General features: G+C 68.1%; 29 protein-coding genes, 1 other RNA gene and 1 pseudogene. 15 read left to right on the top strand and 16 right to left on the bottom strand.

Features of this window, described 5'->3' with window-relative positions; translation table 11 throughout:
• The first annotated feature begins 21 nt into the window (after positions 1 to 21).
• Positions 22 to 450, top strand: coding sequence for an MmcQ/YjbR family DNA-binding protein (locus KME78_RS22435; protein WP_219531076.1), 429 nt, complete (start codon positions 22 to 24; stop codon positions 448 to 450).
• Positions 451 to 456: 6 nt separating this feature from the next.
• On the opposite strand, the gene KME78_RS22440 is transcribed toward KME78_RS22435, so the two are convergent.
• The 6 genes from KME78_RS22440 to KME78_RS22465 are packed head-to-tail and all read right to left on the bottom strand — an operon-like array spanning position 457 to position 6,008.
• The gene (locus tag KME78_RS22440; RefSeq protein WP_219531077.1) at positions 457 to 900 is read right to left on the bottom strand and encodes an ATP-binding protein; all 444 of its coding nucleotides are present in this window, start codon (positions 898 to 900) and stop codon (positions 457 to 459) included.
• Positions 897 to 2,078: an N-acetylglucosamine-6-phosphate deacetylase gene (gene nagA / locus KME78_RS22445; protein ID WP_219531078.1), complete on the bottom strand. Its 1,182-nt coding sequence runs from the start codon at positions 2,076 to 2,078 to the stop codon at positions 897 to 899. The genes KME78_RS22440 and nagA overlap by 4 nt, the downstream gene beginning before the upstream one ends.
• A gap of 10 nt (positions 2,079 to 2,088) precedes the next feature.
• On the bottom strand, positions 2,089 to 2,934 hold the full coding sequence (locus KME78_RS22450) for a carbohydrate ABC transporter permease (protein ID WP_219531079.1): 846 nt from the start codon (positions 2,932 to 2,934) through the stop codon (positions 2,089 to 2,091).
• Positions 2,934 to 3,824 (bottom strand): carbohydrate ABC transporter permease, encoded by an 891-nt coding sequence (locus tag KME78_RS22455; RefSeq protein WP_219531080.1) that lies wholly within the window; start codon positions 3,822 to 3,824, stop codon positions 2,934 to 2,936. The genes KME78_RS22450 and KME78_RS22455 overlap by 1 nt, the downstream gene beginning before the upstream one ends.
• A gap of 1 nt (position 3,825) precedes the next feature.
• On the bottom strand, positions 3,826 to 5,085 hold the full coding sequence (locus tag KME78_RS22460) for an extracellular solute-binding protein (RefSeq protein WP_219531081.1): 1,260 nt from the start codon (positions 5,083 to 5,085) through the stop codon (positions 3,826 to 3,828).
• Positions 5,082 to 6,008 carry an ROK family protein gene (locus tag KME78_RS22465; RefSeq protein WP_219531082.1) on the bottom strand — a complete coding sequence of 309 codons (927 nt, stop codon included), beginning with the start codon at positions 6,006 to 6,008 and terminating at the stop codon, positions 5,082 to 5,084. The genes KME78_RS22460 and KME78_RS22465 overlap by 4 nt, the downstream gene beginning before the upstream one ends.
• 159 nt (positions 6,009 to 6,167) lie before the next feature.
• Here KME78_RS22465 and KME78_RS22470 point away from each other — a divergent pair, with 159 nt between their 5' ends.
• The 5 genes from KME78_RS22470 to KME78_RS22490 all read left to right on the top strand — a co-directional run bounded on the left by KME78_RS22470 (position 6,168) and on the right by KME78_RS22490 (position 10,625).
• Positions 6,168 to 6,941, top strand: a complete 774-nt coding sequence (locus KME78_RS22470; RefSeq protein ID WP_219531083.1) for a DeoR/GlpR family DNA-binding transcription regulator — start codon at positions 6,168 to 6,170, stop codon at positions 6,939 to 6,941.
• Between the two features lie 129 nt (positions 6,942 to 7,070).
• The gene (locus KME78_RS22475) at positions 7,071 to 8,105 is read left to right on the top strand and encodes a Gfo/Idh/MocA family protein (protein WP_219531084.1); all 1,035 of its coding nucleotides are present in this window, start codon (positions 7,071 to 7,073) and stop codon (positions 8,103 to 8,105) included.
• A complete protein-coding gene (locus KME78_RS22480) occupies positions 8,102 to 8,950 on the top strand; it encodes a sugar phosphate isomerase/epimerase family protein (protein WP_219531085.1) in 849 nt (282 codons plus the stop codon). The genes KME78_RS22475 and KME78_RS22480 overlap by 4 nt, the downstream gene beginning before the upstream one ends.
• Positions 8,947 to 9,777 (top strand): alpha/beta fold hydrolase, encoded by an 831-nt coding sequence (locus KME78_RS22485; RefSeq protein ID WP_219531086.1) that lies wholly within the window; start codon positions 8,947 to 8,949, stop codon positions 9,775 to 9,777. Before KME78_RS22480 ends, KME78_RS22485 begins: the two co-directional genes overlap by 4 nt.
• Before the next feature lie 32 nt (positions 9,778 to 9,809).
• Entirely contained in the window at positions 9,810 to 10,625 is an 816-nt protein-coding gene (locus KME78_RS22490) for a BtpA/SgcQ family protein (RefSeq protein ID WP_281428820.1), read from the top strand.
• 31 nt (positions 10,626 to 10,656) lie between these two features.
• Here the strand turns inward: KME78_RS22490 and KME78_RS22495 are convergent, their stop codons facing one another.
• On the bottom strand, positions 10,657 to 11,343 hold the full coding sequence (locus KME78_RS22495) for an alpha/beta fold hydrolase (RefSeq protein WP_219531088.1): 687 nt from the start codon (positions 11,341 to 11,343) through the stop codon (positions 10,657 to 10,659).
• 2 nt (positions 11,344 to 11,345) lie between these two features.
• Positions 11,346 to 12,146, bottom strand: a complete 801-nt coding sequence (locus KME78_RS22500; RefSeq protein ID WP_219531089.1) for a DinB family protein — start codon at positions 12,144 to 12,146, stop codon at positions 11,346 to 11,348.
• Between the two features lie 70 nt (positions 12,147 to 12,216).
• Between KME78_RS22500 and KME78_RS22505 the strand changes: the two genes are divergently transcribed.
• Together KME78_RS22505 and KME78_RS22510 are read left to right on the top strand one after the other, a co-directional pair.
• Positions 12,217 to 13,188 carry a helix-turn-helix transcriptional regulator gene (locus tag KME78_RS22505; RefSeq protein WP_219531090.1) on the top strand — a complete coding sequence of 324 codons (972 nt, stop codon included), beginning with the start codon at positions 12,217 to 12,219 and terminating at the stop codon, positions 13,186 to 13,188.
• A 545-nt stretch (positions 13,189 to 13,733) separates the two neighbouring features.
• Complete coding sequence (locus KME78_RS22510) at positions 13,734 to 14,270, top strand: hypothetical protein (protein ID WP_219531091.1); 537 nt, start codon at positions 13,734 to 13,736, stop codon at positions 14,268 to 14,270.
• Here KME78_RS22510 and KME78_RS22515 read toward each other — a convergent pair.
• Together KME78_RS22515 and KME78_RS22520 are read right to left on the bottom strand one after the other, a co-directional pair.
• Positions 14,267 to 15,031, bottom strand: coding sequence for an alpha/beta hydrolase family protein (locus KME78_RS22515; protein ID WP_219531092.1), 765 nt, complete (start codon positions 15,029 to 15,031; stop codon positions 14,267 to 14,269). The genes KME78_RS22510 and KME78_RS22515 overlap by 4 nt on opposite strands.
• 320 nt (positions 15,032 to 15,351) lie before the next feature.
• Positions 15,352 to 15,765: a VOC family protein gene (locus KME78_RS22520; protein ID WP_246651575.1), complete on the bottom strand. Its 414-nt coding sequence runs from the start codon at positions 15,763 to 15,765 to the stop codon at positions 15,352 to 15,354.
• Between the two features lie 103 nt (positions 15,766 to 15,868).
• On the opposite strand from KME78_RS22520, the gene KME78_RS22525 reads away from it, so the two are divergent.
• Positions 15,869 to 16,741 (top strand): sigma-70 family RNA polymerase sigma factor, encoded by an 873-nt coding sequence (locus KME78_RS22525; protein ID WP_219531093.1) that lies wholly within the window; start codon positions 15,869 to 15,871, stop codon positions 16,739 to 16,741.
• 35 nt (positions 16,742 to 16,776) lie between these two features.
• Positions 16,777 to 17,193, top strand: a complete 417-nt coding sequence (locus KME78_RS22530) for a VOC family protein (RefSeq protein WP_308127084.1) — start codon at positions 16,777 to 16,779, stop codon at positions 17,191 to 17,193.
• Positions 17,194 to 17,450: 257 nt separating this feature from the next.
• Here the strand turns inward: KME78_RS22530 and KME78_RS22535 are convergent, their stop codons facing one another.
• The gene (locus KME78_RS22535; RefSeq protein ID WP_219531094.1) at positions 17,451 to 18,047 is read right to left on the bottom strand and encodes a TetR/AcrR family transcriptional regulator; all 597 of its coding nucleotides are present in this window, start codon (positions 18,045 to 18,047) and stop codon (positions 17,451 to 17,453) included.
• Positions 18,048 to 18,146: 99 nt separating this feature from the next.
• Here KME78_RS22535 and KME78_RS22540 point away from each other — a divergent pair, with 99 nt between their 5' ends.
• On the top strand, positions 18,147 to 18,974 hold the full coding sequence (locus tag KME78_RS22540) for an SDR family NAD(P)-dependent oxidoreductase (protein ID WP_219531095.1): 828 nt from the start codon (positions 18,147 to 18,149) through the stop codon (positions 18,972 to 18,974).
• A 235-nt stretch (positions 18,975 to 19,209) separates the two neighbouring features.
• On the opposite strand, the pseudogene KME78_RS22545 reads toward KME78_RS22540, so the two are convergent.
• A pseudogene (locus tag KME78_RS22545) lies at positions 19,210 to 19,407 on the bottom strand (Tn3 family transposase); the annotation flags it as partial.
• Between KME78_RS22545 and KME78_RS68040 the strand changes: the two are divergent.
• Positions 19,397 to 19,783 carry an MmyB family transcriptional regulator gene (locus tag KME78_RS68040; protein WP_372454923.1) on the top strand — a complete coding sequence of 129 codons (387 nt, stop codon included), beginning with the start codon at positions 19,397 to 19,399 and terminating at the stop codon, positions 19,781 to 19,783. The pseudogene KME78_RS22545 and the gene KME78_RS68040 sit on opposite strands and share 11 nt — an antisense overlap.
• On the opposite strand, the gene rnpB is transcribed toward KME78_RS68040, so the two are convergent.
• From rnpB to KME78_RS22570, 4 genes are all read right to left on the bottom strand, one after another.
• An RNA gene (gene rnpB / locus KME78_RS22555) (RNase P RNA component class A) lies at positions 19,782 to 20,177 on the bottom strand. The two genes, KME78_RS68040 and rnpB, sit on opposite strands and share 2 nt — an antisense overlap.
• Before the next feature lie 61 nt (positions 20,178 to 20,238).
• Positions 20,239 to 21,462: a bifunctional RNase H/acid phosphatase gene (locus KME78_RS22560; protein WP_308127085.1), complete on the bottom strand. Its 1,224-nt coding sequence runs from the start codon at positions 21,460 to 21,462 to the stop codon at positions 20,239 to 20,241.
• Positions 21,459 to 22,199 carry a zinc ribbon domain-containing protein gene (locus KME78_RS22565; RefSeq protein WP_219531096.1) on the bottom strand — a complete coding sequence of 247 codons (741 nt, stop codon included), beginning with the start codon at positions 22,197 to 22,199 and terminating at the stop codon, positions 21,459 to 21,461. Before KME78_RS22565 ends, KME78_RS22560 begins: the two co-directional genes overlap by 4 nt.
• A 2-nt stretch (positions 22,200 to 22,201) precedes the next feature.
• Positions 22,202 to 22,999: a Nif3-like dinuclear metal center hexameric protein gene (locus KME78_RS22570; protein ID WP_219531239.1), complete on the bottom strand. Its 798-nt coding sequence runs from the start codon at positions 22,997 to 22,999 to the stop codon at positions 22,202 to 22,204.
• A gap of 117 nt (positions 23,000 to 23,116) precedes the next feature.
• Here KME78_RS22570 and KME78_RS22575 point away from each other — a divergent pair, with 117 nt between their 5' ends.
• The 3 genes from KME78_RS22575 (at position 23,117) to KME78_RS22585 (ending at position 26,881) form a co-directional block, all read left to right on the top strand.
• On the top strand, positions 23,117 to 24,556 hold the full coding sequence (locus tag KME78_RS22575) for a flavin-containing monooxygenase (protein ID WP_219531097.1): 1,440 nt from the start codon (positions 23,117 to 23,119) through the stop codon (positions 24,554 to 24,556).
• Between the two features lie 41 nt (positions 24,557 to 24,597).
• The gene (locus KME78_RS22580; RefSeq protein ID WP_219531098.1) at positions 24,598 to 25,380 is read left to right on the top strand and encodes a GNAT family N-acetyltransferase; all 783 of its coding nucleotides are present in this window, start codon (positions 24,598 to 24,600) and stop codon (positions 25,378 to 25,380) included.
• 70 nt (positions 25,381 to 25,450) lie between these two features.
• On the top strand, positions 25,451 to 26,881 hold the full coding sequence (locus KME78_RS22585; protein ID WP_219531099.1) for an Nramp family divalent metal transporter: 1,431 nt from the start codon (positions 25,451 to 25,453) through the stop codon (positions 26,879 to 26,881).
• The last annotated feature ends 33 nt before the right edge of the window (positions 26,882 to 26,914 follow it).

Genomic DNA, 26,914 nt, shown 5'->3' on the forward strand with positions numbered 1-26,914 from the left:
GCGACGTCCTACGCTGGAACCGTGTCTGACGATGACGGAACCCGGCCCGCCCGCGTCGAGGACGTGCACGAGCTGGCTCTGGCCATGCCGCACGTCACCGTCGAGTACGGGACCGGCGGCAACCCGGTCTACCAAGTGGGCCGGAAGTCGTTCATCTTCTTCCGCAACCCACGGCCGGACGCGGTCGACCCGGACACCGGGGAGCGCTATCCGGATGTGATCGTCTTCTGGGTCGATTCTGAGGCGGACAAGCAGGCGCTGGTTCAGGACGAGGCGTCGCCGTTCTTCACCACCGCGCACTTCAACGGGCACTCGTCGGTGCTGCTGCGGGCCGGTCTGATCGGTGAGCTCACCCGGAACGAGCTGGCCGAGGTGGTCCAGGACGCGTGGCTGTCCCGCGCGTCAGCGCGCAGAGCGGCAGTCTGGCTCCGCGCGCATCCCCCGGCCTGATCACACTCACAGAGCTCCCTCCGACAACTCGAACCACACAGCCTTGCCGGCAGCGGTCGGTGTGATGCCCCAGCAGCAGGCCAACTGGTCGATCAGATCCAGCCACTGGCCTTCGCGGGTGCCCGGGAGGGACGGATCAGCGTCCTCGACCTCGCAGCGCAGCGTGCCGTCCATGGACCACAAGGTGAGCCGGATCGGTCCCGTCCCCTGCTGGAACGCCTTGGTGATCAGTGCGCTGACGAGCAGTTCAGCGCTCTTGCTGTGATGGCTGACATGCCAGTCGGTCAGCTGGACTCGGGTCAATCGTCGCGCCCTGCGCACACAGGAGCGGCCGGCCGGCAGCGGCCATGTGGCCATATCGGAGTCGGGCGCATGGAGTGGCTCTTCCACGTGGCCGACGAGTGCCTTGAGCCTGGCCGATGTGGCGGCGATGAGGTTCCGCAGGTTCATGCCGCACCCCCCTGGAGGCTGGGATGTGCGGGGGTGGCGAACGCTGGTTCTCCGCCGACCCACGTTGCCTTGGTCGCGAGACCGTCGTTCAGCCACACCAGATCGGCATGCGCGCCGACCTCGATGCGTCCGAGGTCGGGGCGGGCGAGCAGATCGGCTGGGCGTGATGTCGTGGCCGCCACCGCGTCCAGCAGCGGCAGGCCCAGGTGAACCGCGTTCGCCAGCGCATGGTCCATACGCAGCGTCGATCCGGCGAACGCCCCGTTGGCCAGAGTGGGCGGGCGGCCCTTCTCGGCCTGGATGGATCGACTGCCGAGCCGGTATCGGCCCGGTGCGATGCCCGCCGCCGCCACGGCGTCGGTGACGAGCACCAGCCGCTCCCCTGCCATTCCGAAGGCCATTGCCGCGGCTTGGGAGCTGATGTGATGGCCGTCAAGGACCAAGCTGATGGATACTCGATCGTCTACCAGGGCCTGGCCGATGACCCCGGGGTCGCGGTGATGGAATGGCCGTTGCGCGTTGTACAGATGCGTGACCATCCGTGCGCCCGCGTCGACGGCGGCGCGTGTCTCCTCCGCGTTCGCGGCCGTGTGCCCGATGGAGACCAGGACGCCGGCCGAGGCGAGCCTTTCGATCGCCGTGAGCGCATGTGGCCGCTCCGGAGCGAGCGTGATCACCGCGAGGGTCCCGGGCGGCGCGGCGTCGAGGAGAGAGCGGATGTGTCCGGGTTCGGGGTCACAGAAGGAGCTCGCGTCGTGAGCGCCCGGATGCGCCGGCGAGAGGAACGGCCCTTCGAGGTGCGCTCCGAGCAGGCGTGCTTGTGTGGTGTACGACGGCGCGCTCATCGCCTTGCCGCACCGGCGGAGGGCCTCTGCCAAGGCCGGTACGGGCGCGGTCACGAACGCGGCCGCGAAAGCCGTCACCCCCGTCTCGGGTAGCCGGCGCGCGATCCGCTGCCAGCCGGCACCGTCGGCGTGCGAGAAATCCACGCCGTGGTAACCGTTGACCTGCAGATCGATCAGGCCTGGGACCAGGATCCCGTCGTTCAGCACGAAGTCCGCGCCCGTGGGCTCGCTGGACTCCCTCACCTCGGTGAAACGGCCGTCCTCGATCGTCAGGGTCACCGCTGCCTGTTCGCGGCCTTCGGCGATCGCACGTCTGGCGAAGATCTTCCGCATGGGTTCCCCCTTACTTGACCGCGCCCGCGGTAAGACCGCCGACAAGGTGTTTCTCGATCACGGTGAACAGGATGACGACCGGCACGATCGCGATGACGGAGGCGGCGAAGAGCTGGTCCCAATGCTGCTCGTAGCCGGTCACGTACGAGCTGATCCCCACGGTGAGCGGCTTCTTGTCGTCGTCCTGCATGAGGGTCAGGGCCACCACGTACTCGTTCCACGCCGCGATGAAGGTGAAGGTGATCGCGGTGACCGCGCCGGGCTTGACCAGGGGCAGCATGATGCGCAGGAGCGTCGCGACGCGCCCGCAGCCGTCGAGCTCCGCCGCCTCCTCCATCTCGAGCGGGATCGAGGCGAAGAACCCGTGCAGGATCCAGATCGCGAACGCGAGGTTGAAGGCCGCGTTGGTCACGATGATCGCGAGATAGGTGTTGACGAGGTCGGCTTCGAAGAACTCGCGGTAGAGGCCGACGACGAGTGACGTGGGCGAGAACATCTGCGTGACCAGCACCAGGAACAGGAACGCCGGTCGGCCGGGGAAGCGATGACGGGCGGTGAAGTAGGCGGCCGGAACCGACACGAGCAGCACCACGATCGTGGAGGCGGCGGCGACGATGAGCGATGTCTTCAGCCAGTTCTGGAAACGGGTGTCGCCGGCGATCTCGCGGTAGGCGTCGAACGTCCAGTTCCTCGGAAGGAACGTCGCCGGCGACTGCAGCGCCTCCGAACTCGGCCGTAGCGAGTCCAGCGCCATGACGGCGTAGGGCGCCAGAAAGGATGCCGCGACGGCGAGTCCGGCGGCGGCGAGGGCGTAGTGCCGGATCCGCTTCCTGCCGATCGGTGTCAGTCGGGTCATCAGGTGCCGGCCTCCTGCCACTTGACGGCGCGCAGGTAGGCGACGACGGCGATGAGGATCAGCAGCACGTTGAAGATGCCGCCGGCGGCGGCCTGGCCGACGTCGTGCTCGGCGCTCTTGAACGCGAGCTTGTACATGAAGGTGATGGTCGTGTCGTGGGTGAAGCCGGGGTTGCGCTCGTTGAGCGTCCAGATGATCGGGAAGGAGTTGAAGAGATAGATGATGTTGAGGACGACGGTGACGACGAGCGCGGGCCGCAGGAGTGGCAGGGTGACGGCGCGGTAGGTCGTCCATGCACCCGCACCGTCGATCCTGGCCGCCTCGAACACGTCGCCGGGAATGCCGTTGAGCCCGGCGAGCAGGACGTACGTGCTGAACGGGACCGAGGCGAACACGCCGACGGCGATCATCGAGGGCATCGTCCATCGATCGTCGCCGAGGAAGTCGATCGGCCGGCTCGTGAGATGCAGGTCCGTCAGCAGCCGGTTGAGGATGCCGTGGTAGTAGTCGTAGATCAGGGTGAACAGGCGTCCTGTGATCACCAGGGAGGCGGCCCATGGCACGATGACCGACCAGCGAACGACACGTCGGCCGGGGAACTCCTTGGCGAGGAACTGCGCGAGTGCCAGGCTGATGGCGACCGTCAGCGCGGTGACGCCGAAGACCCAGATCGCGGTGTTGGCCAGGACGGAGCCCAGAGCCGGTTGCTTCAGGACGCGGAGGTAGTTGTCGATGCCCGCGTCACCCAGACGCAGCCCGGTAATGGAGTAACGCGACAGCGACGCTCGTACCAGTTCGTACACGGGATAGAGCACGACGCCGCCGATCAACAGCAGCCCCGCCCCGAGCCAGGGGAACGCGGCGAGCGCCGGAACATGGCGGCGGCTCATCTCAGCCACTCGTCTCGGCGGTCTTCTGGAGCTCGTCCAGCACGGCCGCGGGGTTCCCTTCTGGCGCGACCGCGGCTCCGATCTGCTGCTGCACGGCAAGCTTGACCTTGTCCCACGCCGGATCGTCGGTGGGGGTCAGATGGATGTTGGGCAACGTGTCCAGATAGACCTTCAGGGCGGGGTCGGACGCGAAGATCTTCAGCCCGGACTCGGTCACGGGAAGGAAGCCTTCGGCCTTGATCCACGTGTTCACCTGGTCGGGCTGGTAGTACAGCTCGTAGAACTTCTTGACCGCGTCCTGATTGCCGTTCTTCTTGAAGGCCATGAGGTAGTCGGTGACGCCGTAGGTCTGCGGAACGCCGCCGTCTCTCGTGGGCATGGGCGCGACCCCGTAGTCGACCCTTTCCTCCTTGTCCAAGCCGGTGGACAGCTGGGACAAGCCGATCACCATGCCGGCCTTGCCCGAGGAGAAGAGCGCGAACGCGCCGTCGGTCCGGTTGGTCTTGCCGGGATTGTTCTGGGTGACCTTGTGCTTCGTCGACAGGTCTTTGAGGAACTGCAGTGTCTCGATGTTCTTGCTGGAGTTGATCGACCATTTGCCGTCGGTCTTCCAGGCGCCGCCGTTGTTGACGGCCCAGATGGAGAACTCCGCCTGCGCCTCTTCGGGGCCGAGCGGTTCGGCGTACCCGACCGTGCCGTCGCCGAGCGCCGTGATCTTCTGCGCGTCCGACACGAACTCGTCCCAGGTCTTCGGGGGTGCGGAGATTCCCGCGCGCCGGAACAGGTCCTTGTTGTAGAACATCGCCCTGGCCGACGACAGGTCAGGGAAGCCGTACATCTTGCCGTTGTAGGTGCCGCTCTCGACGAAGGCGTCGATGAGGTCGGCCTTGGTCGTGGCCGGCAGCACCTCCTCGGAGTTGTAGAGCAGCCCGTCCTTGGCGTAGCCGGCGTAGGCGTTGAGGTTGAGGATGTCCGGCGGGTCGCCATTCTGGATCATGGTGCTGGTCTGCTGGTCGATGCTGTTCCAACTGACGATCTGCAGGTTGAGCCTGACGCCTGTCCGCGCCTCGTACTTTTTGGCGAACGCGTCCCAGAACGTCTTCGTGTGGTCCTTGCTGTACTCGGCGATGACGACTCTCAGCTCTTTCCCGCCGTCACCGCCGCCGGATGCGGCATTGGTGGCTCCCCTGCCGCCGCCGCACCCGGCGAGCAGCAGTCCGGCCGCACCTGTGGCGAACAGCGCGACGATGCTCTTCCTCATCGGTTCCTCCTGGTCATAGTGAGTGCGGCGGCGCCGACGATGCCGGCATCGTCGCCGAGCGCCGCGGGCATGATGTCCACCGCCGGTGAGACGGTCAGCGCGCTGTTGTGAAAGGCGTCGCGAAGGGGCGTCCAGTAGTGGGCGCCGATCTGGGAGACGCCGCCGCCGACCACGACCCGCCGCGGGTCGAACACCCCGGCCAGACCGACGAGAGTCCTGCCGAGAACCTCGGCCCCCTGGGTGAGCGCGGTGACCGCGGCAGCGTCACCGCGACGTGCGCGCTCGGCCACCTCCTTCAGGTCACGGATCGTTCCGTCACCTGCCAGGCGGGCGTACGTGGCGGCGATCGCGGGTCCTGAGGCGACGGTCTCGAGGTGTCCGGCGCGTCCGCAGCTGCAGACGCGGTGGCCGGCCTCGAAGATCGGGAAATGGCCGAGTTCGCCGGCACGGTGGTGCGCGCCGGTCAGGAGGCGGTCCTGGAGTACGAGCGCGCCGCCCACACTTGTCCCGACGGTGACGTACATGACGTCGGATACGCCGCGTCCGGCTCCATGGAGGTGTTCTCCCAGGGCGAAGGCGTTCGCGTCATTGCCGACGACCACCCGCGAGCCCGTCGCCTTCGCGAGGTCACCGGCAAGATCGGTGCCCTGCCAGCCGGGCAAGGTGTCGGTGGCGGCGGTGACGGTGCCGCTATGGGGATCGACGACACCGGGGCTGCCGACGCCGACGGACAGCCGCAGGTCGGCCGCACCGTTGCCGAGATCACGACACATGTCCGCGATCAGGCTGATGACGGCCGGTGGTCCGTGCACGCAGGGTGTGGGCAGGGACATCCGGCGATGGACCCGGCCCTGCTCGTCCACCAGCCCGGCGGCGATCTTGCTGCCGCCGACATCGACGCCTATCACCCATGCGCCAGCCATTGCTTTCCTCTCCTGACGGTCCGCCACGGGGTAGCCCATCGGCTCCCGGCTCAGCCCGACCGTTTTGCACGCTTACGTGCAATCGAGGATGTCTTGGGCCTGAATCGTGCGTCAAGAAGTATGATGCGTGCAGTTTCGAATGCACACTAGGAGGATCACATGGGATCTGCGGCACGCCGCCGCGCCCTGCTGGAGCAGGTGCGACTGGAGGGGTACGTGGGCACCGGCGGGCTCGCGCACCAGTTCGAGGTCGACGGCTCGACGATCCGGCGCGACCTGGCCCATCTCGAGCGCGCCGGGCTCATCAAGCGGACCCGTGGCGGCGTGCTGCCGGCCGAGCCCGCCGCCGCCGTCGACGTCCCCTACGACGTGCGGCGGACCGCGAACCAGGCGGAGAAGGTCGCCATCGCCAACGCCGCGGCCGACCTGATCGAGAACGGCCAGTCAGTGATCCTGGACAGCGGATCGACGACATACCAGCTCGCCCTCGCGCTGCGCCGCCAGAAGAAGGAGGTCCTCGTCGTGACCAACGATCTGATGATCGCCGTCTGCCTGGCCGGCGATCCGACCGTGCGCGTGCACGTCACGGGCGGATCCCCCATCGAGACCGCGTACACGCTGGTCGGCCCGTCCACGGTCGCGGAGCTCGAACGACTGCACGCCGACTGGGCGTTTCTCGGCGCGGAGGCGGTGCACCATCAGGCCGGCATCACGAACATCAACATGGTCGAACTCCCCGTCAAGCAGGCCATGATCAACGCCGCCCAGCAGGTCGCCGTCATCGCCGCCAGCCCCAGCTTCGGCAAGCGCGCCCTGATGGCCGTCTGCGGCCTCGACGCGATCTCGCTGCTCATCACCGACGACGGGATCGCCGACGATGAGCGCGCACTCTACGGATCTCAGCTGCGCACGGTCTCCCTCACCGACGGCTGACCTTCCTCCGACGATCGAGTCCTGAAACGCGCACGCCGGAATGCACGCATCCGGCAACTTGACGCACGCTTCCGTGCATGTTGTGCTCTTGTGGCAACCGAGCACTCACGAGGGAGACCAACCCACATCGTGTCCGAACACATTCGTCTGGCCGTCATCGGATGCGGACGCATTTCGCAAGCCGCACACCTGCCGGCCATCGCCAAAGCCGAGAACGTCGAGCTCACAGCGGTGTGCGATGGCAGCGCCACGCTGGCCGACGCCATGGCGAGCCGCTACGGCGCACGAGCCTTCCTCGACGTCGCCGACCTGCTCGACGCGCCGGTCGATGCCGTGCTGATCGCCGTTCCCGACCGATTCCACGCCCAGGTGGCTGAGCAGGCGCTGCGGGCAGGCAAGCACGTCATCATCGAGAAACCCCTCGCCGCCACCGTCGCCGAGGCCGAGCACCTGCGCGACCTGGCCGACTCGGCTCGCCTGGAACTGCAGGTGGCGAGCATGAAGCGGTTCGACCCCGGCGTCCAGTACGCCGCCGAAGCGGTCGCGAGGATCGGCCCCCTCCGCAGCGTCGTCGGCTGGTATCGCGTGATGTCCAGACTTCGCGAACCAATCGAGACCACCCTGTTCCCTCCGCTGATCGTCGATCCGGCCGTACGGTCGCGAGAGCTTGCGTACAAGGCGATCCACCGCGCCGAACATCTCCTGGTCACCCACGGCATCCACACGTTCGACCTGCTGCGCTACCTGGCAGGCGACTACACCATCCACAGCGCGATCCTGTCCCACGGCGAACGCGACTACAGCTGGCACGCCCTGGGCCGATACCGCGCCGGGGCCGCGTTGAGCCTGGAGGTGACGGCGAGCGTCCACGCGGAATGGTCCGAAGGGTTCGACCTCTACGGCGACGCCGGCCACGTCCGGCTACGCTGCCCCTTCCCGTTCACGAGGCAACCGAGCTCGGTCAGGGTGTTCGACGAGCCCACCCAGACCTACACCGAGCCGGTGTTCGGCGACACCGACCCCTACGAGCGCCAGATCGAGGCCTTCGCCCGGGCCATCCTCCTCGGCACGCGTGCCGAGCCCACCGCCGAGGACGGCATCGAAGCACTCAGGATCGTCGACGCCATCCGCGACGCCGTCGACCAGCCGGTGACCCGCACATGACGCTCCCCGAAGTCGGCATCTTCGCCCGCACCTTTCCCCGGACGACCGCCGGCGAGGTCGCCACCGCCGTCGCCGAGGCCGGCTTCCGCCTGGCCCAGTTCAACTTCTCAGCGATCGCCATGCCGACGCTCGCACCTGACGTCTCCCTCGACGCCGTCACCGCCGTCGGCCAGGACTTCCGTGATGCCGGCGTCACCGTCTGGGGGCTGTCGGCCACCTACAACGTCATCCACCCCGATCGAGCCCGCCGACTGAGGCAGACCCGCCAGGCGGCGCGGCTGATCGACATGTCGCCGCTGCTCGGCGTCACCGCGGTCACCTTGTGCAGCGGGACACTCAACACAGACGACATGTGGACCGGCCACCCGGACAATCGCTCCACCGCCGCCTGGGCCGACCTGCGCTCCACCCTCGATGCCCTGCTCGAGGCGGCCTCGGATGCGGGAATCACGCTCGGCATCGAGCCGGAGAGCGCCAACGTCGTCGACTCCGCGCAGCGCGCCCACCGGCTCATCAGCGAGCTGGGAGCCGATGCCCGGCACATCGGCATCGTCCTCGACCCCGGCAACCTGGTCGCGCCGGAGACGATCCACCGGCAGGACGACGTCATCAACGAGGCCTTCGACCTGCTCGGCGAGCACATCATCGGCCTGCAGGCCAAGGACCTCACCGCCGCCGGGCCGGCACCCCTCGGTCGTGGAGATCTCGACTACACGATGATCTGCCGCCGCACTCTCGGGCTCGGCCGAGCGGTGCCGATCATCATCCAGGACGCCACCGAGGACGACGCCTCCCGATCCGGCCGATACCTGCGCGACCGCCTCCACGCGGCGAGGAACACGTGAACGCTTCGTCGAACCGCTACGCCGAAGTGGCTCACGTGATGCTGCGACGGCCGCACACGCCGGCTTCGGGAACCATGCTGCTGCTGCACGGGCTGGGCGGCGACACCACGCAGTTCGCCCCGTTCCTGCCGCACCTGGCCAGGCTCCCCTGCGACCTGCTGATACCGGACATGCGCGCCCACGGTCTGACCCCGCTGATCGGAGACGCGAGCGACTTCACCTTCCAGCGGTTCAGCGCCGACATCGCGGCTCTGCTGCGCACCCGCGCGATACAGCCGCCGCTCATCGGCGTCGGCATCTCCATGGGAGCGGGCGTCCTCGCCGCACTGGCCCTTCACTCTCCCGGCGCCCTCGCCGGACTCGTCTTCATCCGGCCCGCTTGGGAAGACCAGGCCGACCCTCCCCACCTACGGGCGTTCAGCACCATCGCGGGACTTCTCGCGACCCGGGACGGCGCGGCCGAATTCGCGCGCTCTCCCGTCTACCGCGCTGTGCGAGCGGAATCAGCGACCGTCGCGGACAGCCTGATGGATCAGTTCGGATCCCCTCATGCGGCCGAACGTCGTCTTCGCCTCGAACGCATGCCGCTGTCCACCCCGTTCGCCGAACTGGCCGATCTGCGCCGCATCCGCACACCGGCCACCGTCATCGGCACCCGGCACGACCCGCTGCACCCACTGACCATCGCCCGCCGCTGGGCCGGCGCCTGCGGGACCGCCCTGCACGTCGTCCCACCCAAGTCCGCGCACGATGATCGCTATATCGCGGAATCCGCCGCGATCATCACGGCCGTGGCCGGTCAGGCCCTCGACAACACATCCTCGTGAAGCACCCGGTTCACCACGAAAGGCCAGACCTCATGCCTTCCCGGTTCCACGCCATCTTCGGATCAGATACCAAACCGCTCATCGCCATGGCTCACGTGCCCGCCCTGCCCGGGACCCCTCTGTACGACGATCGTGCGGGCATCGCGGGAATGATCCGCCACGTCCGCCGCGACGTGGAGATCCTCGTCGACGCGGGCTTCGACGCCATCCTCTTCTGCAACGAGAACGACCGTCCCTACGAACTCAACGCCGGGCCGGAGTCCGCGGCGGTGATGACGCGCATCGTCACCGAATGCCGCCCGTCCGGTCTCCCCATCGGCGTCGACTTCCTTTGGGACCCGCGCATCGCACTCGCGGCCGCCGTCGCATGCGAGGCGGATTTCATCCGTGAGGTCACCACCGGCGTGTGGGAGTCCGACATGGGACTGTGGACCACGAACTGCGCCCACACCCTTCGCGAACGCCGCCGACTCCACGCCGACAACCTCGCGATCTTCATGAACATCACCCCCGAGTTCGCCTCCCCGATCGGCACCCGCCAGGCACCGGCAACGGCGCGCTCCGCCGTCGTATCCAGCCTCGCCGACACGATCCTCGTGTCCGGTCCCATGGCCGGCGCGGGCCCGGACCTCTCCACCGTGCGGGCCGTGCGGGATGCCACACCGGCCGACGTGCCCGTCCTCCTCAACACCGGTGCTCGGCGGGACACGATCGGCCAGTTCCTGTCCATTGCGGACGGCTGCATCGTCGGCAGCGACCTCAAGATCGACGGTCACACCTGGAACGCCGTCGACCCGGCCCGCGCAGCCGACTTCGTGAAAGCGGCACGAGCACAGAGCGCCGTCTGACCATCCGGGGTGGGACCGACAAGTCCGCCCCTCAGGCCTCGGCTGCCGCTGCGGCCAGGAGCCGGGCGAGTTCGATGGGCTTGCTGACCATGGGCCAGTGGCCCGAGTCGATGTCGACGAACTCGAGGTGCTTGGCCTTGGCGAGCTCGGGCACGTCACCGGCGTCGATCCACGCCTGAGCCTGGGCAGGGGTGAATTCGGGGCACACGACTACGACCGGGACGTCGAACCGTCGTTCGTCCGTCAGCCGCACCACGCCCTTGGCCACTCCCTCGGGGACCGGGATCGCAGCGGACGCGAAGACGCGCTTGGCCTCCTCGTCAAGGTCAGCGGAGTCCGGCCCCTCGAACGGCCCCCAGCCGGGGAAGGGCATGACACCATCCTTCGCTTCGAAGAAGTCGGCGTAAGGCGCGCCGTCGGCGGCCGGGAAGCCGCCGATGAGGGCGATTTTCGCGACCTGCTCCGCTCGCGCGTCAGCGGCCAGCCAAGCCAGGGTGCTGGCGGCGGAATGCCCCACTACCATGGGCTTTCCGGCCGCCGAGTCCACGGCGGCGAGCACCGCCGCCACCTGGTCATCGAGCGTGGCGGACGCGGATCCGTCACCCTGGCCCGGGAGGGTGATCGGCACCGGGCGGTGGCCGAGTGGCTCGAGTGCGGACACGACGTCGTCCCATGCGGATCCGTCGAGCCACAAGCCGCCAATGAGCAGGATGTCCATGATTAATTTCCTTTCTCCAGTGAGGTCAGGTCGCGTTCGGCATAGAGCCGGTGCTCCCATTCCTCGTTGAGGACGATGCGGAGACATTCCTTGACGGGGAAGCTCTCCATCCGGGGCCAACCGGGCTCGGTGCGAGTCACTTCAGAGGCGAGTTGCCCGTCGGTGAGTGACGCCAGGACGTGGCGGACCATCGCCTGGCGTTCGTGTCGAACCGTGAGCACCTCATCGAGCGAGGGGCGTGCCCCGCGGTCCCACGGGATGTCATCCCACCCGGGCGCCTCGTCCCACGGCAGGTCCAACGGGTGCCACGGCGAGACGTTGCCGAGGATCATCCGGCCCACCCAGGCGGCACCGGCGAAGTTGAGGTGCCGCAGGGTCTGGATGAAGGACCACTCGTCGTCCACGCTGCGGTGGAGCGCCGCCTCGGGGAACGTACTCGCCCGCGCGACGGTGTCCGCCCACAGCCGCTCCAGGATCGCCCACGCCTCACGGAACCCGTCGGTGTCGTCGGGGCGCATTTTCCCCCGTTCGGGCATGCGGCGATTCAGCTCGGCCTCGACGAGCGGTGCGATGTCGACGCCGTTCACGACGACGTTCTTCAGCTCGCCGCTGATCTCGACGTCGACCAGCTCGACGCCGCGCAGGCGGCTCGTGTTGAACAGAGCGCCACGTATCCGCGCGCCGGTGAGGTCGACTGCTTGCATGCGGACGTCGTTGAGGTTCACCCGGCTGAAGGTGGCGCCCCGGAGGCTCACGCGCTCGAAGCGTGCTCCTGTGAGGTCCTGCTCACGGAACTCGGTCATGGACCTCAGGCTAGGACCAATTCCGGACGATCCACTTCCGGTTCATCACGTGACCACCTAACCTGCTCGTGTGCCGACCGATCTCAGCCCCACCGCACGCGCTCTGCGTGCCATGGAGATCCTCCAGACCCGTCCCGGCGTGACGGCCGACGAACTCGCCGCGAGTTTGGGTGTCACGGAGCGGGCCGCGCGCCGGTACGTCGGGATCCTCCGAGAGGCGGGCATCCCCGTCGAGTCGACCCGCGGGCCCTACGGCGGGTACCGGCTCGGGCGCGGGACGAGGTTGCCTCCGGTCGTCTTCACGGAGGCCGAGGCACTTCATCTGGTCATGGCGGTGCTCGACGGCCAGCCGACCGTCGCCGACGGCGACGACCTCGTCGGTTCTGCCCTGGGCAAGGTCATCCGGGCGCTGCCCGAGAGCGTCGGCCGGCAGGCGGCCACGCTACGAGAGCACGCGTCGGCCGCGCCCGACCGGCACTCGGCCCATCCGGATCCCGCCACCACCAGCGCGCTCGTCTCCGCCATCGCGAGCCGACGCCGCGTACTGATCACGTATCGAAGTAGGCCCGGCAACGAATGGGCGGCCGAGGTGGATCCTTGGGCGGTCGTCGCCCGGCACGGACGCTGGTACCTGCTGTGTCACTCCCATCGCGCGGACGCGATCCGCACCTACCGGGTCGACCGGGTCCGCGCGGTCCAGCAGACCGCGGGCACGTTCGAGCCGCCCGACGACCTCGACCCGGTGGCCGCGCTGGAGGAGAACCTGGGCACGGGGTGGGAGTTCTCCACCCATGTCATATTCGACGCCCCGCTGGCTGAGGTGGCCCCATGGATCCGGCCTCCCATGGGACGGCTTGAATCATCAGGAGACGGGTGCGTCCTCGTCGGCAGTACGAACAATCCGGCGATGTATGCGCAGGAGTGGTTGGCGAGCGTGCCGTTCGCCTTCCGGGTCGTCGGCGGGCCGGAACTCCGTGCCGCGGTCGCGACGGTCGCGACCCGTTTCGCGGCCGCTCTGGCGGAGAAGGAAATCGGAGGATGACCGAACGGCCCTGCTGCTCTTCACCCCCGCCTTGTGCCAGCCCTACGACTGGCAACAAGGACAGGGTTACCGGGCCGGACGTTATCCCATCACGGAGTGTAAGAGGCCGGCGATCGTGAGAGCGGTGGCGACGCCGACCGCGGACGAGTCGGCATCCGATCCGGCCATCGTCCCCGCGAGCAGAGAAGCGAACAGAATGACCACCCATCTCTGAGGGAGCGGTTGCCTACCTTTCTCATGCTCCATCGCTTCCGGCTCGTGACGCCTTCCGAGTATTCTCTTCACAGCGGATTCCCTTCGCATGCGTGTATCGAGGACCCGCGAGAGCGGCCTTTCTGCTACAGACAGAAGGGCCGCTCGCCTCGCGAGCACCCCGAGAATTACACAAGATCATTCAGCGCCGAAATCCGATTACTACCGTGAGCGCGCTTCTGTCCACCGGAGAGGGAGAAAGCACATCTCCCGGTGGGGAATATTCCTCCCCGCAACCCCGCACCCCGCGTGCATATCGAAGAAGTTCTTGCGATCTCCGCACTCTTTGCTGAATGCTGCACCGCGTGGAAGAAATCGCACATGAACTCGCCAAGATCCTCATCCCGAACATCACCATCGGCACAGGTGAAGACTCAAAGGAGTACGAGGCGCGCCTGAAAGCGTTACGAGAGCAGCGACGCACGATCACGGCGGACCTGATGATGGCGGCACGCGCCTCCACCTCAGAAGATCCCGTCCTCGCGAAGCTCGACGAGCTTGCCGCCCAAAAAAGGGATATACAGCAGCAGATGCGGTTGATACTCGCATACGCCAGGGAGTTCGTCCGGCCGGAGCCTTACCGGCTGAGGGCATTAGCCGAGGCCGCCGATATGTCTATTTCCGGCGCCCGCACCGCGTACACGCTTGAGGATGTGGCCACCATATCCACGCGAATCTTCCGCAAAGACACAAAAGGGACCACATACCCTGCTCGATCGAAGCGGTCTCCCTCTTCCGCTCACCCCTCACCGGAATTCAACGGCGAGCAATGGTGGGCGCCTTCTGGCTCGACCCCGCCGCCCGACGACGACGGGGTCATTCGAGCCTAGGCCCCTTCGATGTGTGACAAGCCGAGATGCCGGGCGAAGAACCGGACCGCGCTGTCGACCTCGAACCTGGGCAGCTCCTTATGAGCGCCCGCATTGGCGTGCAAGGTCTTCTCCTTCGAGGCGAAGGCGTCGAACAACGCGAGACCGGACTCGCGCGGGATGTGCTCGTCGTCCCACTGGAGGGCGAACTCGATCGGGATGGTGATCCGCTTCGCCGTCTCGGCCAGGGCCTCGGGCCAGTGGAGGCCGAAGATCGCAGCGGTGATTCTGGGTTCGATCGCCGTCAGCGGCACCCCGATCGCGGTGCCCATGTTCAGGCCGAAGTAGCCGACGGGCCCGTCGGGACCGATCTCCGGTAGGCCCTGGAGGGCGTCCAGGGTCGCCCGCCACTCCGGCACAGCGCGCTCCGCCAGGTGGCCGTTGTAGCGGACGACGATCGGGCCGACCGACTCACCCGCCGCCATCGCCTGCTGCATCACGGCGATCTCTTGCTCGTCGTACGCCGTACGCGGCCGGTCACCGTGGCCGGGCGCGTCGATGACGGCGACGTGGAAGCCGCAGCCGGTGACGAGGCGGTGGGCGCGGCCCGCCATCGCGGGTGCCTTCTTGTGTGTGCCGCCGCCGTGCCCCATCAGCACCAAGGGCGCGCGGCCGGAGCCGGATGCGGGCGACCAGAGCACGCCGGAGACCTCACCCAGCGTGAAGTCGCGTTCGACGACACCGTTCGACGATGTCTCCGCAGTGAAATGTACAGAATGCATAGGTTGTTGCCTTTCGGGATTGCCTTGTTGTTGCGGCACTCCCGGCGGCGACACCTACGTCAATCGCCCACCGTGACGAATCGGGGGAGCACCCATATCGATACAGCGTTCATGGGTCTCACCTCCTCGTGCGATGTCACGGTCTTCTGCAAGCTATCAGCCCGCGCGTGACCCCATCCAACCGATTTCGGCGTCGACACGATGCCGCGTCGACGCCGAACCTACTCCTCGGTGCCGGTCATGCTGAGGGGCCATCCGTCCGGAGGAGCCCGGCCGGGGTGTCCGGCGGTGGCCACGTCACCCGCACTCACCAGAGGCTGCTACTCCGCGTAGGGCTGATCCTTGCCCTGGGCGCTGTAGGCGAGACTCCAGATGTAGCCGTCCAGGTCGGCGAAGGAGCCGCCGTACCCGCCCCACGGCAGGGCACCCGCGGGCTTGAGGATCGTGGCGCCGGCCTTCTCGGCCTCCGCGATGATCTCGTCGACCCGCGACTCGCTGCGGACGACGTAAGTGAGGACCAATCCGCTGAAACCGCTGCCTTCCGGGCTCGTGCCCACCTGATCGGCCAGGCCATCGCGGCCGTAGAAGCCGACAGGCGAACCGCCGTCCGGCTCGAAGAACACCGAGATGCCGTAGTCCTGCCGGACCTTCCAGCCGAGACCCTCCGAGTAGAACCGCTTGGACTGCTCCAGGTCCCGGACGCCGAGCAGGATCGAGCTCACATGCGCTTTCATGTCTTGTCTCCTTCTGATCGAGGTGTACGGACCGGCAGATGTCACATTGGCGTGGTTTCGCCGGTCAATGGATATGACAGGCCGAGACGGAGGAACGTGACCGATGATCGAGCAGGACTGGCTGAACGAGCGGTTCACCGAGCACCAGGACCGCTTACAAGGGGTGGCGTACCGGATGCTCGGCTCACCCAGCGAGGCCGAGGACGCGGTGCAGGAGGCGTGGCTGCGGGTCAGCCGCGCCGACACCGGCCAGGTGGAGAATCCGGCCGGATGGCTGACCACGGTCGTCGCCCGGGTCTGCCTGAACATGCTCGAAGCACGCCGTTCCCGGCGTGAGGAGTCGGCCGGGGCGCTGCCGCCCGAGCCCACCGCGCCGCACGCGAGCACCCGCCAAACCGGCCAGGCCGACCCCGAGGACGAGGCGCTGCTGGCCGATTCGGTCGGTGTCGCGCTGATGGTGGTGCTGGACACGCTGACTCCCGCCGAACGGCTCGCGTTCGTCCTGCACGACGTCTTCGCCGTGTCGTTCGGCGAGATCGGCGCCATCATCGACCGTTCCCCGACGGCGGCCCGGCAACTCGCCAGCCGGGCCCGGCGGCGGGTGCAGGGAGCGGCGGGGGCATCCGACGCCGCGCGATCCCCGAAGCGGGAAATCGTCGCCGCCTTCCTCGCCGCCTCCCGAAACGGGGATTTCGCCGCCCTGCTCGAACTGCTCGATCCGGATGCCGTGGCCGTCGAGGTCCGCGGCGGCCACGCGGTGGCGGCCTTCTTCGCCGGACGGGCTCGGGCCGCGCGGCTCGCTCTGGTCGATGGCGTTCCGGCGGCCGTCTGGTCGTACCGCGGCCGGCCGAAGGCCGTCTTCACGTTCACCGTCCGCGACGGGAAGATCACCTGCATCGCCATCGACACCGACCCGGACCGGCTCCGCGACCTCGACATCGTCTTCCTTCGCGCCAACGACAAGGAGCGAGGATGAGCCGGCCTCCCCGGCCGGTCCGCGGCGTGAGCGGCATGCGTCTCAAGCTCTCGTCATACGCTCTCGCCGTCCACGACGTGAACGAGGCGCTCGGCTTCTACCGTGACGTGCTCGGCTTTGAGGTACGTGAACTCGGGGGGACGCGGTGGGTGCGCGTCGGCCCGCCGTCGGAGCCGGACGTGCAGATCTTCCTCGAAGCGCCCGGCGCGGACCCGGGTGTCTCGCCGGCCGACCGGCAGGCGATCGAGGACCTGATGGCCAAGGGCCTGCTGGGCCGTCTTGTCTTCGTGACCGACGACTGCGACGCCACCTTCGAGCGCATCGAGGCAGCGGGCGCCGAAGTGATACAGGAGCGCCCAACGGCGTCCGCGACTGCGCCTTCCTCGACCCCTCCGGCAATGTGCTGCGATTCGCCCAGCCATGGTCCTAGGGCGCGGTGGAGGGCAACGTGACAAGAGTCAGGGCCCTCTGACGCAGCCGATACGGCCGTGCCGGCTTCGACCCACTACGGAAGATCATCCTTTGCGGCGGTACGGGGCGTGCGCGCTGACCCGACCTGCGCGTCACCGGCTGTCGAGAGTCAAGCCATCACCAACGGCGCCCCCTGACGGAAGAGCGGTTTCCTGAAGAGAATCGGCCCGTTATCTCTCCATTCGAAGTTCGCGTAACCGGGCTCCAAGGAGAGATCACCTTTCCGCGCCGGGGGTCTTCAGGTTTGGCTGGATTCACCCCTTTGATCCACTGTTCCTGACATGGGACGGCCCAGCAGGCCCGTGGCGACGGTCGCGATATGCGGGGCCAGGTCGGCGGCCCGCGCTTCGGCCAGGGCGGGGGTGGCCACGACCGAGCGCAGGATGCCGATGCCGACCATCCAGGCGCTGAGCAATTCGGCCCGCAGCTCGGCGTCCTCGCCCTCGGCCAGGTCCCGTAGGGCGTTGACGTAGGTGTCGCAGACCTCCTTGCGGATGCGCTGGCGGGCGTCCTCGTGGGCCGAGGAACGCAGCATGGCGACCAGGGGGTGCTCACCGCCGTACTCCGTCCAGTCGTGGTCGACGACCGTGCGCACCATGCGGGCGACCAGCTCCTCCTGGGGCCCTTCGAGCAGGTCGGCGGGGCGGGCGGCGGCGGTGGCCTGGTCGAAGAGCTGTTTCTTGGAGCCGAAGTAGCGGAAGATGAGGGTGGCGTCGACGCCGGAGTCCCTGGCGATGTCGCGAACGCTGGTGGCGTCGTAGCCCTGGCGGGCGAAGCGCAGTCTGGCGGCCTCGAGCAGGCGCGCGCGGGTAGCCTCTCTGTCCCTCTTCTGCAACGCGAACTCCCTTGCTTGGTCATCGATCGTTGACATTCTATGCCGAGGTTGTGCTACGTTCCCTCAAGTCAGCGTTCGATGACTGTGAGAGGGTGACGTATGCGGACGTACGTTGTGGCGGGCGGAACAAACGGCATGGGTCGGGGACTCGCCCTGCACTTCCTGCGCCGGGGCAACCACGTGACGGTCGTGGGCAGCGATCCGGCCAAGGGGCAGCACTTCCTCGACGAGGCCGCCGGGCTGGGCGCCGCCGGGCGGGCCGCGTTCCTGCGCGCCGACCTGACATCGGCAGCGGAGAACGTGCGAGTGATCAAAGAGATCAAGGCACGACATGACGCGCTGGACGGCCTGATCTGCACCGCGCTACGCCCCTTCTCGCAACGGGTGGAAACCCCCGATGGCTATGAGGCCACCTTCGCCCTCTACTACATCAGCCGATTCCTGCTCGCCTACGGCCTGACCGACCTGCTGGAGCGCGGCGAGAACCCGATGATCGTGAACATCTGCGGTGTCGGCGTCACCAAGGGCCACATCCACTGGGATGACCTGTCGCTCAAGCGAGGCTACGGCAGTATCAAGGCCATGCTGCAGGCGGGGCGTGCCACCGACCTCCTGGGCGTCGCGTACGCCCTCAACCACCCGGACGCCCGCACCCGTTACCTGCTGCACCACCCGGGCTTCACCAACAGCGGCACAGACAGCCTCAAACAGCCCACTAAGACCGTCATCAAGCTGCTGGCCAGGTTCGCCGCCCAACCGGTCGACAAGGCCATCGCGCCCATCGTCGAGCTGATGGATGACCCGCCAGGCAAGGGCGGCCTACTGGCCTACGATCGCCGCCGCCCGCTCGAACCGTCACTTCCCTCGCTCGACCCAGCCGCCGCCCACCGCCTGTACGACCTGACCAGCCACCTGCTGAGCTTCTAGCTTTTCACAGAAGATCTGATCCGCGCGTTGACCGGTTCGCCGCTCGCAGATCAGAGACAGGTTGATTGGATCTTCCGCGATTGCTACAACTGCCGCCTATTGCATCGGATACGATTTCGCGACAGTTGGCAGTTCTGCTCTCCCGTCCGGGGGCCTGAACTGGGCATTCAGGGGCTCTAGGGAAGTTCTTATGTTCCAAGCGGAACCTGTTCGCTCGATAAGGAAAGGACGGAGCGAATTTCGAATTCCACAAAACCACGGCATTGAGCACGAGCCCTAACGCCGCTAACTGATCTTCCTGCCCCTCCCGGCATGCCTGCCGGATCTTGCTGGCGTTGCCGTGGCAGATCTTGCGGGCTAGGCGGTGCGGGGACTCCTGGACGCTGAGCTGCTTGCCCAGGCTGCGGCGGTAGCTGGAATCGATCGGGTCCAGTGTCCAGCACGACGCCGTCGGCAGCCTCCGCACCGAAGCCGCCCGCACCCCTGCCAACACCGGCCTCGCCGACCTCGCCGACCTCGCCGACCTCGCCGGCCTCGCCGACCTCATCGACGAACTCGCCACCCACAGCGAGGAGTTCGCCCTTCGCTGGGACGCCCACGACGTCGAGTATTACCGCAGCGGCCGGCAGCACTTCCACCACCCCGATGTCGGCGATCTCGACCTCGACTACGACGCCCTCGAAGTCCCCGCCGACCCCGGTCTGACCATCGTCGCCTACAGCATCGCCCCTGCCGCGGCCCACGCCGGCGCCTTCGCGCGACTCCACGACCACGTCCCACCGCGAGCCCCTGGTCAGAGGGCTGTGTAAGACGAGCCGGCCTGTAGGCCGGGTTCTGTCCTTCGTTCGCACGAAGGGGCGACCATCCATCTAGGGCCGTCGTTGCCGGCGGCCTCAAGCGGTCTACCCGCGCGGCTCGGGCGGGCAGCCCTCGAACGTCGCGCGCGGGACGCTCCGGAGAGCGTCCCTTCTTGACCTTGCTCCGGGTGGGGTTTACCTAGCCGCCCACGTCGCCGTGGGCGCTGGTGGTCTCTTACACCACCGTTTCACCCTTACCCCCCGAAAGGTCGGGAGGCGGTCTGCTTTCTGTGGCACTGTCCCGCGGGTCGCCCCGGGTCGGCGTTACCGACCACCCTGCCCTGTGGAGCCCGGACCTTCCTCGGCGGGCCCGCGAAGGGCCCGACGCGGCCGCCCGGCCGGCTCGTCTGATGTGAAGGTTATCAAACCTGCGGAGATCATCAGCCGGTCCACAAGGTCCCAGGAGGTCAGCGTAGGTGGGAGGTGTCGTTGAAGGACTTCACCACGGCCTGGCCGTCGGCGTAGTGCTCCACCAGCGACAGGCACGCCAGATCCAGGTGCATGCGGTACAGCGTCACCGCGGGCGCCATCAGCGCGAACCGCAGCACTGTCTTGATGGGCGTCACGTGCGACACGACGAGCACCGTCCGGCCCTCGTACCGCTCGACCAGGCGCTCCTGCGCTCGCTGGATACGCTCCGCGACAGCGTCGAAGCTCTCGCCGTCGGGTGGTGCGACGTTCGAGTTGGCGAGCCAGGCGGCCAGCTCGGCGGGCCAGCCGCGCTGGACCTCCGTGAACGTGTGGCCTTCCCAAGCGCCGAAGTCGGCCTCTCTGAGGTCGTCGTCCACTTCCACGCTGAGCCCCGTGCGCTGGGCGACCGCCTCCGCGGTCTGCCTGGCGCGCTTGAGGGGGGAGCTGACGATCACGTCCAGGTGGTACGGGTCGTGGGACAGGCGCTCGGCGGCCGCGGCTGCCTGGGCCAGGCCGTTGGCGGTGAGTTCGGGGTCGCCCAGGCCGGAGAAGCGGCGTTCGACGGACAGCGGGGTCTCGCCGTGGCGCAGCAGGAGCAGGGACGTCGCCACCCGGGTCGGCGGGCTCCACCCGGTGCCGCTGCCCGGCCGGCTCCGCTGCTGGGCGGTGGCCAGGGACGCGGTGGGAGCCGACAAATCGGTCGGGGTTCCCGAGCCGGTCGGGGTTCCCGAGCCGGTCGAGGGGGATCGCGGGGAGGTGCGGGGCTCGGCCTGTACGGCCGTGCCGCCCGCCCGCCACGCCAGCCCCTTGGCCGCGGCGTCCATCGCCTCGTTGGCCAGCCGGTCCGCGTGCCGGTTCTGGTCGCGTGGGATCCAGGTCCACTCCGTCACCCGCAGCCGCCTGGCCAGTTTGCCGGCCTCCAGGGCGAGCGGGCGCAGGCCCTCGTTCTTGATCTTCCAGCGGCCGGCCATCTGCTCGATGACCAGCTTGGAGTCCATGCGTACCGCCACCGGGGCCCCCTCGCCCCCCAGGTCGAGCACCGACGTCAGCCCGGCGATCAGCCCGCGGTATTCGGCCACGTTGTTGGTCGTGACGCCGATCGCCTCCGCCGCCTCCGCCAGCACCTGGCGGTCGCCGGCGTCCATGACCACGGCGCCGTAGCCGGCGGGCCCGGGATTGCCGCGCGAGCCGCCGTCCGCTTCGACGATGTAGGAGGTCACAGGCCCGACTCGGGAGTACGTACGAGAATGCGGCGGCATTCGTCGCAACGCAGCACCTCGTCGTGCGGCGCGGCCTTGATGCGGTTCATCTCGGCGATCGACAGGGCCACCTTGCAGCCCTGGCACCGGCCGCCCCTGAGCATGGCGGCACCGACGGTGTACTGATCCTTGAGCTTGCTGTAGAGCGTGAGCAGGTCGGCGGGGATCTCGCCGGCGACGGAGGCGCGCCGGCCCTGGACCTCGCCCGCCTCTTTGTCGATGTCGGCGAGCAGGGCGTCGCGGCGGTCCTCGGCGGCGGCGCGGGTGGCGGCGATCTCGTCGCGCTGCGCGACCAGGTCGACGACCTTGGTGTCGGCCGCCTCACGGCGTTCCATGATCTCCAGCACGACTTCTTCGAGGTCGCCCTGGCGCTTGTGCAGGGAGGCGATCTCGGACTGGAGGCTCGCCAGGTCCCTCGGCGAGCTGACCGCGCCGGAGTCGAGCCGCTTCTGGTCGCGGTCGGCGCGGCTGCGGACGGCGTCGACGTCGTTCTCGGCCTTGGCCTGGTCGCGGGCCAGGTCGCCGGCCTGGGTCTCGGCCTCGATCACGTCGGTGGCGAGCTTGGCGTATCGCTTCGACTGCTCGTCGATCTCCACCAGCTCGGGCAGGGTGCGGCGGCGGTGCGCCAGCCGGTCGACCACGGAGTCCAGGTCAGCCAGGTCGAGCAGTCGCTTCTGGGCCTCAGGGGCTGCTTTCATGATCAATATCCTCTTGTCCAAGCATCGGTGACCGTGGCGGAGACACGCGTCTCAACGGTAACGCCACTCGAACCCAGGATGGACGCGGCGCTGTCGAGCCATGGCCACTCGGTGGCCCAATGCGCGGCGTCGATCAGCGCCGGCCCGTCCTGCTCGACGAACTCGCTGGCCGGATGGTGTCTCAGGTCCGCGGTGAGGAACACGTCCACCCCCGCGGCGCGCGCCGTACCGAGGAGGGAGTCGCCCGCTCCCCCGCTGACGGCCACGCGCGCGACGCGACGCGACAGGTCGCCCGCCACGCGGATGCCGTGCGCGGTCTGCGGCAGTCCGGCGACGGCCCGCTCGGCGAACTCCCCCAGCGTCATCTCCGACGGCAGGTCGCCGATGCGGCCGAGCCCGCGCAACGGGTCGTCGGTGAACGGGCGCAGCGGCACCAGTTCGCCGGTCAGGCCGACGGCGCGGGCCAGGGCGTCGGAGACGCCGGGGTTCGCCACGTCGGCATTGGTGTGGGCCGTATAGAGGGCGATGTCATTCTTTATCAGTTTATGAAGGAGGCGGCCCTTGGGGGTGGTCGCGGCGACGCTGGTGGTGCCGCGCAGGTAGAGGGGGTGGTGGGTGACGATCAGGTCGGCACCCCACTCGACGGCCTCCTCGGCGACGGCCGCCACCGGGTCGACCGCGAACAGCACCCGCCGCACCTCCTGCGCCGGGTCTCCGCAGACCAGGCCCACCGCGTCCCAGGACTCGGCCCGAGCGGGCGGGTAGGCCGCCTCGAGCTCCTCGATCACATCCGCCAGCATTGCTCCAGCCACCTGCGCAGACTACCGGCCACCGGGCCCGGGTACGTGAGCGGCGAAGGGTGTTGTCCGAACGAGGTTCGGCGTACCGTAAGTGGATCCTGACACGCGGAGGACGCCATGGCACCCAAGGTCGCGATCATCGGAGCGGGTTTCGGCGGCTTGTGCATGGCGATCCAGCTCGAACGGGCCGGGATTCGCTCCTACACCGTCTTCGAGAAGGCGGCCGACCTGGGCGGCACCTGGCGCGACAACAGCTACCCGGGCGCGGGCTGCGACATCCCGTCGCACCTCTACTCCTACTCGTTCGAGAAGTACGCGAGCTGGACCCGCCGCTATCCGGAACAACCTGAAATTCTCGCCTACTTAGCGCATTGCGCTGATAAATACGGTGTCAGGCGAAAAATCCGCTTCAGCAGCGAGGTCGAGCGGGCCGTCTTCGACGGCTCCCACTGGCAGGTCAGTACGGCCGGCGCCACCGAGACCTTCGACGTCGTCGTCATGAGCGTCGGCCAGCTCAACCGCCCCCGCCTACCCGACATTTCGGGAATGGAGGATTTCGCGGGCACGTCCTTCCACTCCGCCCGCTGGAACCACGACCACGATCTCACCGGCCGGCGGGTCGCGGTGATCGGCAACGGCTCATCGGCCGCCCAGCTCATCCCGCGCGTCGCCGCCGAGGCCGAGCACCTGACCGTGTTCCAGCGCACCCCCAACTGGGTGATCCCCAAGCCCGACGCCACCTTCGGCCCCCTGACCAGGCTCGCGTTCCACTTCGTCCCCGGCCTCCAGCGCGCCTACCGCGAGTGGCTCTACCGCTACGCCGAAGGCACCCTCTACCCCGCCCTGGCACAGGGCTGGAGCGTCGGCCTGCTCAAGAAGCGGGCCCTCGACCACCTGCGGAACCAGGTCCCCGACCCGGCGCTGCGCGCCAAGCTCACCCCCGACTACCCGCCGGGCTGCAAGCGGGTCGTCATCGACAGCGCCTTCTATCCCGCCCTGACCAGGCCGAACGTGAACGTGGTGACGGACCGGATCGTCCGGATCACGCCGAAGGGCATCGAGACCACCGAGGGACCGTACGAGGTGGACACGATCGTCTACGCCACCGGGTTCCGGAGCACCGAGTTCCTCGCGCCGATGGAGGTCACGGGACGGAGCGGTCAGTCACTGCGGGAGCGGTGGAAGAGCGGGGCGGAGGCGTACCTGGGCATCTCGGTGCCGGACTTCCCGAACCTGTTCCTGCTGTACGGGCCGAACACCAACCTGGGCCACAACTCCATCATCTTCATGATCGAATGCCAGGTGAACCACATCATGTCCTGCCTGCCGTACCTGTCGGAGCAGGGGCCGATCGAGGTGCGGCCCGCGGCGATGGCCGCGTGGAGCAGGCAGCTCGACGCGGCGATGGCGCGGATGGTGTGGGGCAACGGCTGCCGGAGCTGGTACAAGACGGCGGACGGCCGCGTCACGAACAACTGGCCCGGCCCCACGACGCTCTACCGCCGGTTGACGGCCCGGCCGCCGCGCGCCGCCTACCGTCCGGCCGACTCACCATAGAGCCGACGGCCGTTCCGGCAGGTGGCGGGTAGGTTGGCCCAATGACGAGTGCGGAAGCGGCCGCCGCCCGTGAAGCGGCCGAGAAGACCGGTGTGACGATCCGCGAACTGCGTGACATCCACGAGTTCCAGGACGTCTACCGGCTGTACGACGACATCTGGCACCCCGACCCGCGCAACGCGCCCGTGCCGGTGGAGCTGATGATCGGCTTCGCGCACACGGGCGGTTACGTGGCCGGGGCGTACGAGGGCGACCGGCTGGTCGGCGCCTCGGTGGGCTTCCTCGCGGCGGACCGGACGCTGCACTCCCACGTGACGGGGGCGGCGATCGGGCGCGGCATCGGCTACGCGCTCAAGCTGCACCAGCGGGCCTGGTGCGTGGCGCGCGGGCTGGTCAGGATCACCTGGACGTTCGACCCGCTCGTACGCAGGAACGCCCGGTTCAACCTGACCAAGCTGGGCGCCCGGCCGGAGCGCTACCTGGAGGACTTCTACGGCGTCATGGCCGACGCGATCAACGAGGGCGACGCGTCCGACCGGCTGCTCGCGGTCTGGCGGCTGACGGAGCCGCCGCCGGAGCCGTCAGCCGGGCCCTTCACGCGGGGGGTGGAAGTGAGCGGGGCGCGGCCGGTGATCGGCCGCGTGGACGGGCCGGTGGTGCTGGTCGGGACGCCGTACGACATCGAGACGCTGCGCCGTGAGGACCCGGGGGCGGCCCAGGCGTGGCGGCTGGCGGTGCGGGAGGTGCTCGGCGGGCTGATGGGGTCGGGCGCGCGGGTCACGGGTTTCACCGAGGAGGGGGAATACGTACTGGAGAAGCGTTGACTGGGTATTCCACCGATGTAACGGATCTATGTAATGTGATACTTACGCGCGTCGACGCAAGGAGATCGACATGGCGGAGTTCACACCGACCGTTCCCGCACGAGTCCTCCCGTCCGTCACCGTCCGCGATCTGCCGGACCCTCCCCGATCGACCTGGCGCATCATCGGCCCCGGCCTCGTCGGCGCGGGGGTCGGGCTGGCGTCCGGCGAGTTCATCCTCTGGCCGTACATCGCCTCCCAGGTTGGCCTGGTGTTCGTCTGGGGCGCCGCGATCGGCATCATCACCCAGTGGTTCCTCAACATGGAGATCGAGCGCTACACGCTGGCCACCGGCGAGACCGCGCTGACCGGTTTCAGCAGGATGTGGAAGCACTGGGGCCTCGTCTTCGTCCTGCTGACGCTCTGCTCGAACCTGTGGCCCGGCTGGGTGACCACGTCGGCCACGATGATGACCTACCTGACCGGCACGGGCGAGGACAGCGTGCGCTGGATCGCGATCGGCATGCTGCTGCTGATCGCGATCGGGCTGACGATGGCGCCCGTCATCTACATCCTGCTGGAACGGGTGATCTTCGTGAAGATCGCCCTGGTCACGACGCTCGCGGTGGTCGCGATCCTGTTCGCCATCAACGCCGACAGCTGGATCGCGCTGGGCAAGGGCCTGACCGTGGACGCGCGGTTCCCGGTGCCGCCGCTGGAGTTCGCGCTGCTGATGGGCGCGATCGCCTACGCGGGCGCGGGTGGCGGCCAGAACCTGTGCCAGAGCAACTGGATCCGCGACAAGGGCTTCGGCATGGGCCAGTACGTGCCGCGCCTGGTCAGCCCGGTCACCGGCCACGAGGAGGCGGCCGCGTCGACGGGCTTCCAGTTCGCGCCGACCAAGGAGAACCTGGCCCGCTGGCGGCAGTGGTGGCGCTTCGCGAACGTCGAGCAGGCGTCGACGTTCGCGCTGGTGTCGTTCCTGACGATCGCGCTGATGTCGATGCTCGCCTACTCCACGGTGTTCGGTAAGCCGGGGCTGGCCAACAGCATCGGGTTCCTGAAGGTCGAGGGGGAGGCGCTGAACGCGACGGTCGGACCGTGGTTCGGTGTGCTGTTCTGGGTGATCGGGGCGCTGTCGCTGTTCGCCTCGGCCATGGGCATCGTCGACTACACCTCCCGGCTCGCCTCCGACACGATCAAGACCGTCTACCTGCGCGACCGGGCCGTGTCCGTGAACCGCGTGTACTTCATCATGGTGTGGGCGATGGTCCTGATCGGCATCACGGTGCTGCTGCTCGGGTTCGACCAGCCGCTGATCCTGCTGGTGTTCTCGGCCAGTTTCGCGGCGGTGATGATGTTCGTCTACTCGATCCTGCTGATCGTGCTGAACCGCGGGTCGCTGCCGGCGGCCATCAAGATCAGGTCGTACCGGCTGGGCGCGCTCGTCTGGTCCATCGCCTTCTTCGGCACGCTCACCGTGCTGACGGTGATCCAGCAGGCGCAGAAGCTGTTCGGTTGACCTCAACCGAAGTTGAGGTAGCAGACTCGGCGC

Source organism: Nonomuraea guangzhouensis, assembly GCF_019396345.1.
GTDB lineage: Bacteria > Actinomycetota > Actinomycetes > Streptosporangiales > Streptosporangiaceae > Nonomuraea > Nonomuraea guangzhouensis.